14 protein-coding genes are annotated in these 14,841 nt (G+C 64.1%); 10 read left to right on the forward strand and 4 right to left on the reverse strand.

Annotation, left to right across the window (positions count from 1 at the left end; translation table 11 throughout):
• Window positions 1–290: 290 nt before the first annotated feature.
• Window positions 291–1,016 (forward strand): DUF72 domain-containing protein, encoded by a 726-nt coding sequence (locus tag JOZ76_RS34050; protein ID WP_291705766.1) that lies wholly within the window; start codon window positions 291–293, stop codon window positions 1,014–1,016.
• A gap of 8 nt (window positions 1,017–1,024) precedes the next feature.
• Window positions 1,025–2,131 (forward strand): DUF305 domain-containing protein, encoded by a 1,107-nt coding sequence (locus JOZ76_RS34055; RefSeq protein ID WP_291705767.1) that lies wholly within the window; start codon window positions 1,025–1,027, stop codon window positions 2,129–2,131.
• 9 nt (window positions 2,132–2,140) lie between these two features.
• Here JOZ76_RS34055 and JOZ76_RS34060 read toward each other — a convergent pair whose 3' ends face one another.
• Together JOZ76_RS34060 and fdhD are read right to left on the reverse strand one after the other, a co-directional pair.
• Entirely contained in the window at window positions 2,141–4,450 is a 2,310-nt protein-coding gene (locus tag JOZ76_RS34060) for an FdhF/YdeP family oxidoreductase (RefSeq protein ID WP_291705768.1), read from the reverse strand.
• Complete coding sequence (gene fdhD, locus JOZ76_RS34065) at window positions 4,447–5,214, reverse strand: formate dehydrogenase accessory sulfurtransferase FdhD (protein ID WP_291705769.1); 768 nt, start codon at window positions 5,212–5,214, stop codon at window positions 4,447–4,449. The genes JOZ76_RS34060 and fdhD overlap by 4 nt, the downstream gene beginning before the upstream one ends.
• 537 nt (window positions 5,215–5,751) lie before the next feature.
• Here fdhD and JOZ76_RS34070 point away from each other — a divergent pair.
• On the forward strand, window positions 5,752–6,546 hold the full coding sequence (locus JOZ76_RS34070; protein ID WP_366112859.1) for a Crp/Fnr family transcriptional regulator: 795 nt from the start codon (window positions 5,752–5,754) through the stop codon (window positions 6,544–6,546).
• A gap of 1,005 nt (window positions 6,547–7,551) precedes the next feature.
• Here the strand turns inward: JOZ76_RS34070 and JOZ76_RS34080 are convergent.
• Together JOZ76_RS34080 and JOZ76_RS34085 are read right to left on the reverse strand one after the other, a co-directional pair.
• A complete protein-coding gene (locus tag JOZ76_RS34080; RefSeq protein WP_291705770.1) occupies window positions 7,552–7,830 on the reverse strand; it encodes a hypothetical protein in 279 nt (92 codons plus the stop codon).
• Entirely contained in the window at window positions 7,823–8,104 is a 282-nt protein-coding gene (locus JOZ76_RS34085) for a hypothetical protein (protein ID WP_291705771.1), read from the reverse strand. The genes JOZ76_RS34080 and JOZ76_RS34085 overlap by 8 nt, the downstream gene beginning before the upstream one ends.
• A 66-nt stretch (window positions 8,105–8,170) precedes the next feature.
• Here JOZ76_RS34085 and JOZ76_RS34090 point away from each other — a divergent pair, with 66 nt between their 5' ends.
• Genes JOZ76_RS34090 through JOZ76_RS34120 form a run of 7 tightly spaced genes read left to right on the forward strand, consistent with a single transcriptional unit; the run spans window position 8,171 to window position 14,674 of the window.
• On the forward strand, window positions 8,171–9,265 hold the full coding sequence (locus tag JOZ76_RS34090) for an inositol-3-phosphate synthase (RefSeq protein ID WP_291705772.1): 1,095 nt from the start codon (window positions 8,171–8,173) through the stop codon (window positions 9,263–9,265).
• A gap of 8 nt (window positions 9,266–9,273) precedes the next feature.
• Complete coding sequence (locus JOZ76_RS34095; RefSeq protein WP_291705773.1) at window positions 9,274–9,870, forward strand: histidine phosphatase family protein; 597 nt, start codon at window positions 9,274–9,276, stop codon at window positions 9,868–9,870.
• Window positions 9,867–10,967 (forward strand): CgeB family protein, encoded by a 1,101-nt coding sequence (locus JOZ76_RS34100; protein ID WP_291705774.1) that lies wholly within the window; start codon window positions 9,867–9,869, stop codon window positions 10,965–10,967. The genes JOZ76_RS34095 and JOZ76_RS34100 overlap by 4 nt, the downstream gene beginning before the upstream one ends.
• Window positions 10,968–10,969: 2 nt before the next feature.
• Window positions 10,970–11,773 (forward strand): sugar phosphate nucleotidyltransferase, encoded by an 804-nt coding sequence (locus JOZ76_RS34105; RefSeq protein ID WP_291705775.1) that lies wholly within the window; start codon window positions 10,970–10,972, stop codon window positions 11,771–11,773.
• Window positions 11,770–12,534, forward strand: coding sequence for a TIGR04290 family methyltransferase (locus JOZ76_RS34110; RefSeq protein ID WP_291705776.1), 765 nt, complete (start codon window positions 11,770–11,772; stop codon window positions 12,532–12,534). Before JOZ76_RS34105 ends, JOZ76_RS34110 begins: the two co-directional genes overlap by 4 nt.
• The gene (locus JOZ76_RS34115) at window positions 12,531–13,478 is read left to right on the forward strand and encodes a beta-xylosidase (RefSeq protein ID WP_291705777.1); all 948 of its coding nucleotides are present in this window, start codon (window positions 12,531–12,533) and stop codon (window positions 13,476–13,478) included. Before JOZ76_RS34110 ends, JOZ76_RS34115 begins: the two co-directional genes overlap by 4 nt.
• On the forward strand, window positions 13,466–14,674 hold the full coding sequence (locus JOZ76_RS34120) for a phosphopentomutase (RefSeq protein ID WP_291705778.1): 1,209 nt from the start codon (window positions 13,466–13,468) through the stop codon (window positions 14,672–14,674). The genes JOZ76_RS34115 and JOZ76_RS34120 overlap by 13 nt, the downstream gene beginning before the upstream one ends.
• The last annotated feature ends 167 nt before the right edge of the window (window positions 14,675–14,841 follow it).

The raw sequence follows: 14,841 nt of genomic DNA on the forward strand, positions 1-14,841 counted from the left end.
CGCCGCAAGCTCCGCGCGCATCTTCCCGACCCGATCCGCACGGCGCCTGATCGCGAATGATCGACGCCAGTGTGAGCGAGGTCGCTCCCGCAAGCCGTGGGGACGAGAAAGCTGCGGCGGCGGATCATACCCGATTCCAGTCGAACGTTCTGCGCAAAGGTAAGTTCCTAGTGAGATAAGGGAACAAGCTGAGAACCGGGGCGTTCGCCATGAACTCATCGCGCAAGGGAGGGATAATCGTATGAGCCAGCTCGCATGCGCATCCGTGACGGTGCAGCCGTGAGCGGGCGATGGCGCGCGTCCTGATCGGAACGTCGGGTTGGCATTACGACTCCTGGCGCGGGCCGTTCTATCCCAAGGGCGTGACGCTCAAGGATCAGCTTCGCTATTACGCCAGCCAGTTCCAGACCACCGAGCTCAACGGCGTGTTCTATCGCACGCCCACCGTCGAAGCCGTGAAGAGCTGGCGGCGCGACACGGGCAAGGACTTTGTCTTTGCCTGGAAGGCATCCAAATTCATCACGCATTGGAAGCGGCTGTCGCAAAAATCCGTCAACAGTCTCGCGCTGCTGGAGGAGCGACTGGCGTTGCTCGGCGGCAAGGCCGGGCCGATCCTGTTTCAGCTGCCGCCGAATTTCGCCGCGGATCTCGATCGTCTCGACGCCTTTTTCGAGCTGCTGCCGGCGAAACGCCGCTTCAGCTTCGAATTCCGCAATCCAAGCTGGTACGACCCGCGCGTGTTGCGGCGGCTTTCCGATCACAACATCTCGCTGTGCCTTTCAGACCATCACGACGCCCCCGCGCCCTGGAAGCGAACCGCAGATTTTCTCTATATCAGAGGTCATGGTCCCGGCGGGCGCTACAAGGACCACTATGGCGCGACGACGCTTCGGCAGTGGGCAAGCCGCATCAAGGCCTGGCGGAAGCAGGGCTGCGATGTCTATGTCTACTTCGACAACGATCAGAAGAGCGCGGCACCTCGCGACGCGCTGCAGCTGCGTCGGCTCCTGGAGTGAGGCCAGACATGCTGCGGCCGAAATCGAACTGGCTGGCGGCGGCCGAGCTCGGGCTCGTCAGCAGCACGTTCTCGACCATCGTCAGCCAGCTTGCGGCCGCGCGTCTCGGCCGCGACGCGCTGGTCGACTGGATGACGGTGGCCGCCATCCCGGTACGCGACTGGGCGATCAGTGCCGAACCCTCGTGGAGCGCCATCGCCGTCGGCATCGCATTCCACCAATGGGCTGATTTCAGCTGGGCCATGGTCTTCTTCGGACTCTTCGGGCGCTGGACCGCCGATCTCCGGCCGTGGACCATCTTCCTGCTCGCGATGCCCTGGGCCGTGCTGTCATCCGCCTCCGAATGGTTCGTGCTGGTGCCGCTCTTCCCGTTCTGGCAGCCGCTATTCACGCTGCAGCAGCCCTACTGGATTGGCCTCCTCGTGCACATGTCGTCGGCCGCGATGTATCCGCTGTTCGCCTGGATCCGCTGGCCGCTGGGCACGGCGCCGCAGTCGGCGGACGTCAGATTTGCGAAGATCTGGGGTGCAGGCGGGCTCGTCGTCATCGCGGTCGTCGGCGGTGTCGCCCTGTCGAGCTCGCTCGGACACGGCCTGCCGTGGCTGGGAGAGGACCGCGAGGCGGACCAGACCTATATGCGCCACATGACGACACATCATGCGCAGGGGATCGAGCTTGCCGGGATCGCGATCGTGCGCGCGCAAGACTCCCATCTGCGGGCGCTGGCAGCCCTTATGGTCGCAAGTCAGCACGGCGAGAACAGGATTTTCGACGGCTGGTGGCAAGGCTGGTTCGGCACGGCGATGCCGGACTGCACGGCGGAAGAGCGCGCGGACATGCCGGGCTTTCTCACGCCGGGGCAGATGCAGCAGGCGAGGTCATCTCCCTCCGACCAGTTCGACGCCGTCTTCGTGCAGTTGATGACGGCCCATCACGCCGGCGCGGTCAACATGGCAGACCAGGCGTGGCACGGCCGCGGCGATCCGCGGCTGAAGCTGATGGCCCACGCGATCCGTCACGAGCAGCAGGGCGAGATCGCGCTGATGCACGGCGCCTCCGGCCTCGCAGCCGTCGCGCAAGCCGTCCGCAACATGATGGCGGATAATGTCAACTGAACTGGCGCGCTAGGCCGGCATCGCATGCGCCTCGACCCTGACCGGGATCGATTTCGCGGCCGGCGTCTTGGCCTTCTCCTCGTGATGCCAGAGCGGCAACAACGGATTGCATTCCGGATAATAACCTGCAGCGCAGCCCTCGGGAATGTCGTAGGCGACCACGCGGAGGCCGCTCACCCTGCGCTCGACGCCGTCGTCGACGGCGGTCGCAAGGGTGACGGTCATGCCTTCCTTCAGGCCGAGCCGGTCGATATCGTTGCGATGCATCATCACGACCTGCCGTGAACCGAAGATGCCGCGAAAGCGGTCGTCATAGCTGTAGACCGTCGTGTTGAACTGACCGTTGCTGCGCAGTGTGATGAGCTGGAGGATCTCACGTTCCTCCGGACGCGTCTCGATATCCGTCGCCAGCGACGTCGGCGTGATGAAATTGGCCTTGCCGGTCTTGGTGTTCCACTTGCGCTCGCGTGCGGCAAGCGGACGATGGAAGCCGCCCGGCGTCCACATCCGCGCGTTGAAATCGTGGAAGATGTCGGGATATGTGGCGGCGATCGCATCGCGGATCTTGCCGTAATCCGCCACCCATTCATCCCATGGAATATTTGAGCGCGCCGGCACGGTCGCCTTGGCGAGCTCGGCGACGATCTTCGCTTCCGAGAGGAGGTCTGGACTTGCCGGCGGCACCTGGCCCCGCGAGCCGTGCATGCAGCCGGTGGAGTCCTCGACCGCGACGGCTTGTGGTCCGCTGGCTTGCCGGTCGATCTCGATCCGCCCGAGGCACGGCAGGATATAGGAGACCTCACCGTGCACCAGCGCGCTGCGATTGAGCTTGGTGAGGATATTTACCGTCAGCCGCAGCTGGCGCCAGGCCGGCTCGACCCGGCGATGGTCAGGCACGGCTCGCACCAGATTGCCGCCGAGCAGCACCACTGCGCGTACCGTGCCGTCGATGATCTTCTCGCAGGCCTCGACCGTGTTGAGGCCCTTGTTCTGCGGCACGTCAATCCCGAACAGCGTCTTGATCTTCTCGGCCGGCACCAGTTTTGGTTTCTCGGTGATGCCGACGGTGCGCTGTCCCTGCACGTTGGAATGGCCCCGTACCGGACAAATGCCCGCACCGGGCCGGCCGATACTGCCGCGCATCAACGCCAGATTGACCATCGTCTGCACGGTCTCGACGCCCTTGTGATGCTGGGTGAGCCCCATGCCATAGATGAACATCACCGATTTGGCGTTTGCATAGACGAATGCCGCAGCTTCCAGCGCGCCGCGGGTCAAGCCCGAGCGGCGCTCGATCTCGCCCCAGTCGGCCGCCTTGGCGGCGGCTGCGAATTCGTCGAAACCGTGGGTATGCTCGCGGATGAAGTCGCGATCGATCACGCCTCCCGCAGCCGGCGCTTTTTCGTCCAGCGCCAGCAGCGCTTTGGCGATCCCCATGATGGCGGCGGTATCGCCCCCGCTCTTGACCTGATGATATTGCGAGGTGATGCGGGTCGGTGACGTCACCAGCATCTCGACCGGCGATTGCGGATTGGTGAACGTTTCGAGCCCGCGCTCGCGCAGCGGGTTGAAGGTCACGATCGGAACGCCGCGTTTTGCGGCCTCCTGCAACTGGTGCAGCATGCGCGGACTGGAGGTGCCGACGTTCTGGCCAAAGAAGAAGATGCAGTCGGTCTTCGCGAAATCGTCCAACGTGCAGGTGCCGACCGGCACGCCGATGCTTTCCGGCAGCGCCACCGAGGTGGTCTCGTGGCACATGTTGGAGCTGTCCGGCAGATTGTTGGTGCCATAGGCGCGCGCAAACAGGCCGTACATGAACGCCGTTTCGAGCGAGGCACGGCCCGACGTATAGAGCACCGCTCTGTCGGGGTCGAGCGCCCGCAGCTCCTGCCCGATCTCGCGGAACGCATCGGCCCAGGACACCGGGATGTATTTGTCGGACCTCGCATCAAAGCGCATCGGATGGGTCAGGCGGCCGGCGGCCTCGAGGTGGTGATCATCCCATCCCTCCAGCTCGGTCACGGTGTGCGCGGCAAAGAATTCAGGCGTGACCCGCTTGTGGGTGATCTCCCAGGTCGTCGCCTTGGCGCCGTTCTCGCAAAACTCGAACACGCGCGGATCGGCCGGCTTGGCCCAGGCGCAGCTGACGCACATGAAGCCGCCGGTCTTGTTTTGACGGAGCAGAACGCGCGATCCGCGGAAGGTCACGTGCTCGCGCGTCAGGCTGCGCGCCAGTGAGCCGACGGATCCCCATCCGCCGGACGGATGATCGTAGTTCTTGACCTCGAGGTCGGGGCTGAGTTGGCGTTTGCTGGTCATGAGCTGATCTCGGCTGGGTTGGCGAACAACAGCGGCCCCCGCTCTCTCAGACAGGCATAGAGCCTCAATCCGGCCGCCTCGGCGGTGCGAACCGCAAGCGCCGTCGGCGCCGAAGCAAACACGAGCGCGGCAAAGCCCGCGGCAACCGCCTTTTGCACCATCTCGAAGGAGCAGCGGCTGGTGACGAGACCGAAACCTTGCGTCGTACGGAAATCGCCGCGCAGTCCCGCGCCGATCAGCTTGTCGAGCGCGTTGTGCCGGCCGACATCTTCCCTGACGGCCCGAATCGATCCGTCGGGCGACGCCCAGGCGGCCGCGTGAGCACAGTGCGTCGACCTGCTCAGAGGCTGCCAGCTCCGCAGGCTCTCCAGCGCGGCAATGATCGCCTCGCGCGCGGGAGGCTCGCTCCGGCAGATTCGTGCGACCGGCCGCGGCAGGCTTTCGAAATCCTCCACGCCGCACAATCCGCAGCCGGCGTAGCCGCGCGACTGTCGAACCCGTCGCCGCGACAGATAGCCATGCAGGCAGCGGCCAGCAAGCACGATATCGATGGCGATGCCACTCTCGGCGCGTTCGATCGACATGCCACTGACGTCAGATGGTGCTCCGATCACGCCCTCGGACAGCGAAAATCCAAGCGCAAAATCTTCGAGATCGGCCGGTGTCGCCATCATGACGGCATGGCTGAACCCGTTATAGCGAAACGCGACAGCCTCCTCTTCCGCCACACAGGCAAGAAACCGATCGTCGCGACCGCCGTCCACCGCGATCGCGTCCACCGATCGCGAAACGGCAGCGTCAATCGACTCGATAGCCGAAGCTTTGATGGCGCGGCCCGGCATGCTTTTCAAGATTCCGGCTGCGTGCTGATTCCAAGTGCCTGCTCTGCCAAGTGCCTTCTCTGCCGATTAGTTCCTGCCGCCGCCTTCGACTTCCGCTCTAGCCCGCCGATTGGAACCAACAGCTGCAAGCCAGATTGATGAAACGGACCCGGTCGTGCGGACGAAATCATGCGGACCGGCCGCGTTGCCGTGCAAGCGCGTCACAGAATCCGCTGATGCCGATCAGCGGTGCGCCGCCTGCTTCGCTCGGCAAGCCGCTTGAAAGTGACACCTACTCTCGATCGCCGTTCCGCCCGCGGCGGCCGCGAATGTCGCATCCGTCACGTTGATTCTCGTTGTGACGCGTTTCTGCCCGCGAACCGGTGCCCACACCGCTCGAAAACGCTCTAGGAACGTTCCTCAGTGACGCGGATTGACCAGCGATACGAGACCCTGGACAACATGGCCCGATGACACAGCATGCAGACCGGTTTTGCATTCACGAAATTTGCCGATCGACTTGCGAGTATCGCCGACGTCACCCCCGACGATCTCGACCTGCTGGCCCGGATGCCGAGCACCATCAGTCATCATTCGTCGCATGAGAACATCCGCCGCAAGGGCGATCGGCCGTCCTCATGCGCGCTCCTGTTGCAGGGCTATCTTTGCTGGCGAGACGTCGAGCTTGGATACGGTCAGATTACATCGATCCACGTCCCCGGCGATGCGCCCGACCTCCATGGCATCGAGGGCAGCGGACTGGACGCCAATCTGAGTGCGCTTGGACCTGTCGTGGTGGCATTCGTGTCTCACGATTTCTTCCGGCACGTCTCGCGGGCCTCGCCGGGCCTTTGCCGCGCGTTGTCGCTGGCGATGCTGGCGGACGCCTCGTTGTTGCGAAACTGGATCGTCAACCTGGGAAGCCGTGATTCGCTGACGCGCGTAGCGCACCTGATCTGCGAAATCGGCTATCGCCTGCGCGCTGTGGGGCTGGCCCGCGATGACTGGTTTGCATCGCCATTTACGCAGTCGGACCTTGCGGCGGCCTGCGGCATCTCGGCCGTGCATGCCAACCGGATCATCCAGGAATTACGCCGCAGACGCCTGCTGCAGTGGCAGTCGAGAACGATTACGATTCTCGACTGGCCGGCACTGGTCCGTCTTGCCGGCTTCCGGCCAGACTACCTCGGTCTGCGCGATCCGCATTCGCCCGACCAGCATCAGGCGGCGGAGACACTCGCGACGGCGGATTGTCACCTCCTGGCGTCGCAATGACCTGCGGTGACGCGTCGTGATGCGCGCCGACCTTGCTGCGATCCGCTTGGACCCGCGCCTCGAGAGCGGATCGAACATCAGTGATCACATCGGACCACTCGCCTGCCCTGCGCTGGTGAAACAGGCGCGCGCTCGGATACCAATAGGTTCGGCTGCCGGACGCCGGCCAGCGCCAGTCGCATTGCGAATGCAGCATGATCCAGGTCTCGCGCCCGAGAGCCGCGGACAGATGCGCAACCATGGTGTCCACTGAGATCACGAGATCCAGACGGGCGAGGCGCCTGGCCAACGTTTCGATGTCCGGGGCGCCGGCGTCGATTGCACCAATTTCGGTCGCCGCCTCACGCGCCGGTCCTGCCTGAAGCGCATAGAGTTTCACCCCATCCATGCAGAACCGGCGGAGCAGCAAGGCTGGAACCCGCCGCCGCTCGTCCCAATCCCCGACGTCCCACACCAGGCCGACCGACAAGGCGGCGTCGCCACCGCCACTCCGCGGTAGACCATGTGAGCCGAGCCTCAGATAGGGCGCGCGCATCTCGAACTGGGTGCGCTGCGCGCGGATCGCGTGGGGAATTTCCATGATCTCGATGTCGACATCGAATGCGACATCCGGGGTGCCTTCGTGCAGCGGTATCACGCGGTCAACCCCATCCACCCGCTCGACGAGCGGCAGCAGGTCCGCTTGGCACCAGACGATCACCTCGCGCGCGATGCGGCGCAGGCCTGGAATGAAACGGGCGAACTGGATGGTATCGCCGAGGCCGTGATAGCAGCGCACCAGAACGCGCCGGTCGCGCAACTCTTCCCCCCGCCAGATCCTTTGCAGGTGACGCGGACCCGCATGCTTGTCGCGGTGGCCATCGGCTGAGCCCGCAAGCTCTGCCAGGTTCTTGTCGCCGATCGCCCAGGCGGCCGCGAAGTCGCCGGCGCGCATCGCGCGCACCCAGGCGCTGGCATCGACCGCCGCTGCGACGTCGGTGATAGATCCTGCGATCCGTTGCACGGCTATTCGGCTGACCGGCGGACGAATTTGTGAAAGCGACTGAGCTTTCCGTCTTTGGTGCGATCCTGATACAGGAACGCGAGATCAGCCTCATCGAACTTGCGGAAAAATTCGTTCCATTCGATCTCGTCCAGCGCCTCTTCCTTCGGATCGAAATCGATCCGCAAAATACCCGCGTGACCGTCCTCCTCGGTCGCCCGGACAGTCGCGGGCCGGCCGCCGCGTCGTTCGGCCCAAGTCCGTATCGTGTCGTGATTGGTCGTGGTTTCGCTGTCACTCATCGTCGGCTCCAATGCTGACATGCCTTTGATTCGGCTTGTCCGGAATGAAACGCCACTGCCGCACTTTCGTTTCTGTTGAGCGCTTGCGCGCGCCGGAAGAATCGACCCACCTCGTCATCAAGGAAGCATCATCATCTTCTTCTTGTTCTTCTAAGTTGCCTTTCGTTCCGGACCGGCCGGCGGAAAACCTATACCAGGTTAATCTTTTCGCATTTTGTAGCCGCAAATCCCTCGGCGCTTGGCGCGACGCGCCGAAGCGCAGGAACGAACGCATCCATTGTACGTTCGCAAACGTACTTACATCGCGCGAACGCCATCGGCCCAGCGGAGGACTCCCTCGATGCATTCAACTCTTGAACCCCGGCGCAGTGTCCGCGTGGGCATCGTGGGGGTCGGCAATTGCGCGAGTTCACTCGTCCAGGGACTGGCCTATTATCGGGATGCCAATTCGAACGAACCCGTTCCGGGACTGATGAACGCGGACCTCGGCGGCTATCACATCAGCGACATCGAGATATCGTCGGCATTCGACGTCAGCGCGGCCAAGGTCGGACGCGATGTCGCCGATGCGATCTGGGCCAGACCCAACAACACGCATCGTTTCTGCTCCGTGGCGCAGACCGGCGTGACCGTACAGCGCGGACCGGTGCTCGACGGCATCGGCCGCTATCTCGAGGACGACGTTCCCGTCGCCGAAGAAGCGGAGGCCGATGTCGCCGAGGTGCTGACGAAGTCGCGCACCGACGTCGTCGTCAATTATCTTCCGGTCGGCTCGCAGAAGGCGACCGAGTGGTACGCCAGCCGGGCGATCGAGGCAGGCTGTGGCTTCGTGAACTGCATCCCGGTGTTCATTGCCTCCAATCCTACTTGGCAGCAGCGGTTCGAGCGGGCCGGCCTCCCCGTCATCGGCGACGACGTCAAGAGCCAGGTCGGCGCCACCATTTTGCATCGCATGCTCGCGAACCTGTTCCGCGAGCGCGGCGTGCGCCTCGACCGGACCTACCAGCTGAATTTCGGCGGCAACACCGATTTCAAGAACATGCTCGAGCGCGAACGGCTGACCTCGAAGAAGATCTCCAAGACGCAGGCGGTCACCAGCCAGTTCGATGTCCCGATGGAAGCGGGCAACATCCATGTCGGGCCGAGCGACCACGTACCATGGCTGACCGACCGCAAGCTCGCCTATATCCGCCTGGAAGGAACGGCTTTTGGCGGCGTGCCGCTGAGCGTCGAGCTCAAACTCGAGGTCTGGGATTCGCCCAATTCCGCCGGTGTCGTGATCGACGCTGTGCGTTGCGCGAAACTTGCCATGGATCGCCACCTCGCAGGAGCGTTGACCGCGCCGTCGAGCTATTTCATGAAGTCGCCGCCGCAGCAGTTCACCGACGAGCAGGCGCGCCTGCGCACGCGCGCCTTCATCGACGAGAAGGCGTGAGCGCCACCATGGTGAAGACGATCCATCTCGTGCGCCACGGCCATCATGCGCTGCTGGACCGTACATTGTGCGGCCGAATGGCCGGCGTCGGTCTCGACGCGCTTGGCTGCCGGCAAATGTCGGGTTGCGCGCAGCTCATCTGGCCGCAGCCATCGCTGATCCAGTCGAGCCCGCAACGGCGGGCTCGGCAATCTGCCGGCATCTTGGCAGCGCACTTCGGCGTGTCGGTCGAGATCGTCGCTGCGGTGGACGAGATCGATCTCGGCGAGTGGACCGCGCGTTCCTTCAGCGAACTGGCGAACGATGCCGCCTGGCTACGCTGGAACAGCCACCGTGGCGCGAGCCGGGCGCCGAACGGCGAGAGCATGCGGGAGCTGCAGCAAAGGATCGTCGGCCACCTGGAGAGACTGCGCGAGGAGCCGACCGACGCGACGATCGTGATCGTCAGCCACGCCGAGCCCATCCGCGCCGCGCTGCTGCATTATCGCGGCATGGCTCTCGACGACTTCATGGCGATCGGCGTGGACCCGGCGAGCATCAGTACCCTGTTCGTCGATCGCGCCGGCATTCGCGTGTCGCAGATCAATCAAAGGGTGCCGGCGTGAAGATCGTCGTTTTCGGACTTGCCATCTCTTCGTCGTGGGGAAACGGTCACGCCACGCTGTGGCGCGGCCTGTGCAAGCACCTCGTCCGGCTCGGCCATCGAGTGACCTTCTACGAACATGACGTTCCTTATTATGCGGCGACGCGCGATCTGTTCGAGCTGCCCGGCGGGCGGCTCGAATTGTTCTCGACCTGGGACGAGGTCCGGCCGCGGGCACGCAGCGATCTGCACGATGCCGACGCGGCCATCGTGACGTCCTATTGCCCCGACGCGCGGGAGGCGACCGAGCTCATGCTGGACAAGGGCGGCGCCATCCGTGTGTTCTACGATCTCGACACGCCCGTCACGCTCGCAAGGCTCAGAAACAACGAGGCCGTTCCGTACATCCCGCCAAATGGCCTTGGCGACTTCGATCTGGTGCTGAGCTTTACCGGAGGCCGGCTCGTTGCCGACGAGTTTTGCCGTCTGGCCGGGGCGCGGCAGGTCCAGCCACTCTACGGACATGTCGATCCCGACATCCACCGGCCAACGGCCCCGCAGCCGCATTACCGCGCCGATCTGTCATATCTCGGGACCTATTCGGAAGACCGTCAGCAGCTCCTGCAACGTCTGTTCGTCGAGCCCGCCCGGACGCGACGAGACCTCCGCTTCCTGATCGGTGGCGCGCAATATCCGCAAGATTTTCCCTGGTCGCCGAACATCTTTTTCGTCCAGCATCTGCCGCCCTCGGAGCACGCCGCATTCTTCAGCTCGTCCCACCTGACACTGAACGTGACCCGCAGCGAGATGGCCAGAATGGGCTGGTGTCCCTCGGGTCGGCTGTTCGAGGCAGCCGCATGCGGCACGCCGCTGCTCAGTGACAGCTGGGACGGCCTCGACACGTTTTTTACGCCTGGCGAAGAGATCATCCTCGCGCATGAGGCAGCGGATACGCTCGCCGCGATGGATATGAGCGATGACGTGCTAAGCCGGATCGCCGGACGCGCGCGCGAGCGAACGCTCGCGCAGCACAGTTCCGCCAGGCGTGCAAGCGAGCTCGTCGATCTGCTGGAGCACGCGGTGCGGGCCGAACCCCGCCTCGCCGCAGAGGAGGCCTAAAGATGTGGGGCATCGTACCAGCCGCCGGGCGCGGCAGCCGCATTCAGCCGCTGGCGTTCTCGAAAGAGCTGTTGCCGGTCGGCAGCCGCAGCGACGCAGGCGTGGAGCGTCCCTGCGCCGTTTCGGAATACCTGCTCGAGCGCCTGATCCTCGGCGGTGCCGACAAGATCTGCTTCATCATCTCGCCGGGGAAGTCCGATATTCTCGAATATTTCGGCGATCGCTACGACCGTGCCGAACTCGCCTATGTCGTGCAGCCGCAGGCCGCCGGACTATGCGATGCGGTATTCCGCGCGGCGACCGTGGTTGGCGACCGCGACGACGTGCTGGTCGGCTTGCCCGACACGGTGTGGTTTCCGAAGGCTGGGCTCGCCTCCTTGCCCGCGGCCGACCTGTCGTTCCTGCTGTTCCCGGTCGAGCATCCCGAATTGTTCGACGCGGTCGTGCTGAACGGCGACAGGGTCCGTGAAATCCAGGTCAAGCGCACAAACGCCGAATCGAAATGGATCTGGGGCGCCTTCCGCATGTCGGCTGCGGCCTTTCGCGATCTGCGCCGGCTGTGGCAGCTGAGGGATTGCGCGGACGAATATTTCGGAACGCTGGTGAACGCCTATCTCGAGGCCGGCGGCGTCGGCATCGGCGTCAAGGCCGGCGAGTCCTATGTCGACGTCGGAACCATTCATGGCTATCGCACGGCGATCAGCCTGCTGGGAAACGCGCAAGCTGGCGAAAATCCCCAATCAAGGCCGCTGGCGCGGCGGGCCGACGGCGCGGCGACGGCGGCTTTGGCCGGAATTGTCTCATGACCGGCCAGCTCTCCAGGGAGGAAATCCGCCAGCGCGTCGATGCGCTCGGTCCCTGGTTTCACAACCTTGATCTGAACGGCGTCAGCACGGCGCCGGTGCATTTCCTCGGCGATTACCCGACGGTGAAGTGGCGGCGCTTTTCGCACGTCGTGCCGGACAGACTTGACGGAAAGTCCGTACTCGACATCGGCTGCAATGCCGGCTTCTACGCCATGGAAATGAAGCGTCGCGGCGCCGATCGCGTGCTCGGTCTCGACACCGACGACGAATATCTGGCACAGGCCCGGTTCGCCGCCGACGTCAGCGGACTGAAGATCGAGTTCCGCAAATTGTCGGCCTATGACGTCGGCACGCTCGGCGAGAAATTCGATCTGGTGATCTTCATGGGGGTTCTCTACCACCTGCGTCATCCGCTTCTCGCGCTCGATCTCATCCATGAGCATGTTGCGCGCGACCTCCTGCTGTTCCAGTCGATGCTGCGCGGCGACGACAGGGTCGACAGCCTGGAGACCGACTACGATTTCTGGACCACGGCGCAGTTCGACCGCCCGGGTTATCCAAAACTGCATTTCATCGAGCACAAATATGCCGACGACCCGACCAACTGGTGGGCGCCGAACCGCGCCTGTGTCGAAGCGATGTTGCGCAGCGCCGGATTTGCGATCTGCGCCCATCCCGAGGACGAGGTCTATCTTTGTCGAACGACCGCGCGTCCGCAGGCCGAAGGGCCCGTCTACCCGCGTCGGAGCGAGATCAGATGATTGAAGCCGCCAAGATCTGGAACGAGCCGAACAACAAGTCGCACTGGGACCTTCAGCTCGACCCGGACTGGGAGAAGTTTGCGGCGATGACGATCGCCGCGGGACGGGCGATCCGCGCCGCTCATCCGACGCTGCCGCGCGTGCTCGGCGGCATCTCGCCGATCGACCCGCAATTCATCGAGAACATGAAGCAGCGGGGCGTCCTCGATCACGTCGATGCGGTCGCCGTGCACGGCTTTCCGCTCGACTGGAATCTGTGGCAGATCGACGAGTGGCCGCAAAAGCTGGCGGAAATTCAGGCACTCGTTGCGGTTCCGGTCTGGGTGACGGAGGTCGGCGTATCATCGTTCGGCGCTGACGAGGTGCAGGCATGGGGGGTGCGTCGCACCGCCGAGCTTCTGGCCGGCCGCGCGCCGCGCATTCACTGGTACAGCCTCTACGATCTGCCCTCGACGTGGGAGGCGACGACACGGCACCGCGAGGCCGAGGGTTCATCCTATTACAGGCATTTTCATATGGGGCTGCTTCGCGAGGACGGTACGCCTAAACCGGCGCTCGAAATCTTCGCAGACCATTCGGACAGGATGGGGCTGTGCCAGTGGTTCCACTTCGAGGATCATCGGCTCGACGAGGCCGTACGCTGGATGCGACGGCTCGGCGTGCGGCATGTCAGAACCGGCCTGTCCTGGGCGGACAGCTTTCGTCCCCACGCACTCGACTGGTTCGACCGGCAGATGGACGCCCTGTCGGAGTTTTGCGTCACCGTCACGTTCTGCTTCACGCCCGAGCATCGCGGAATCGCGCCGCATCACACGAGCCCACCCCTTGAAACGAACGAGTTCGCCGAGTTCTGCGCCAGCATGATCAGCCGTTATTGCGACCGGACGACGCCGATCCGATCGATCGTACCGGCTCCCCCGGAGATTTTGCGATGCGCGCCCTGATCCTTGTTCTGGACTCCGTCGGAATCGGCGCGGCGCCGGATGCCGCGCTCTATGGCGACGACGGCGCCAACACGGTCGGCCACATCGCGGAGGCCTGCGCGCTTGGCGACGCGGACAACGCGCATCGCCAGGGACCGCTTCACATTCCCCATCTCGTCGAGCTCGGGCTTGGCGAGGCCTGTCACCTAGCGAGCGGCTGCCGTCCACCGGGGCTAAAATACCGAGCGTCCACCGTCTCCCATTTCGGCTGCGCCATCGAGCAATCCCGCGGCAAGGATACACCCTCCGGCCATTGGGAGATCGCCGGCGTGCCGGTGCCGTTCGACTGGGGCTATTTCCCGAAGACGGTGCCGTGCTTCCCACGCGAGCTGACCGACGCGCTCTGCGAACATGGCGGCCTGCCCGGCGTCCTCGGCAACTGTCATGCCTCGGGAACCGAGATCATCGCGCGGCTCGGTTCACTGCACATGCAGACCGGCATGCCGATCTGCTATACGTCGGCGGACAGCGTCTTCCAGATCGCCGCCCACGAGGAGGCCTTCGGACTCGACAGGCTGTACGCACTTTGCCTGATCGCGCGGCGCCTGCTCGACCCCTTCAAGATCGGCCGGATCATCGCGCGGCCCTTCGTGGGCAGCTCGAGCGAGGATTTCACGCGGACCTACAACCGGCGCGACTTCTCCGTTCCGCCGCCGGAGGACACCATTCTCGACATCGCCGCGGCCGACAATCGCGACATCGTATCGGTCGGCAAGATCGACGACATCTTCGCGCATCGCGCGACCGGGCGGAACAAAAAGGGCGCCGGCAATGACGCCCTGCTCGATTGCACGCTGCACGGTTTCGAGCACCTCGCCGATGGCGGACTGTTGTTCGCGAACTTCATCGATTTCGACACTATCTATGGCCATCGCCGCGACATTGCCGGCTATGCGGCGGCGCTGGAAGCCTTCGACACGCGCCTTCCCGAGCTGCTGGCGCGGCTGAAGCGGGACGATCTGCTCGTCATCACCGCCGATCACGGCTGTGATCCGACCTGGCGCGGCACCGACCACACGCGCGAGCAGGTGCCGATACTCATGTCGAGGGCAAGGGTCACATCCCGCGTCGGCCAGCGCTTCGGCTTTGCCGACGTCGCCGCAACCGTCGCACGCCATCTGGAGCTGCGGCCTCCGCGTCATGGCGCGCCGTTCTGATGCGAAGCGCGCCACGGGATTCACTCAGGTTATTGATCTAGGTTAGGCAAACTTTTGTTTGTACGTGTTTGTACGGACGCTTGAAAGGAACGAACATTCGTTGCGCCGCTTCTACCACAGGAGGGACAAGCGCAGGTCTGCAATTGGTGCCGATAATCGCCCGGACC

The sequence above is a fragment of the Bradyrhizobium sp. genome (assembly GCF_019244115.1).
Taxonomy (GTDB): Bacteria; Pseudomonadota; Alphaproteobacteria; order Rhizobiales; family Xanthobacteraceae; genus Bradyrhizobium.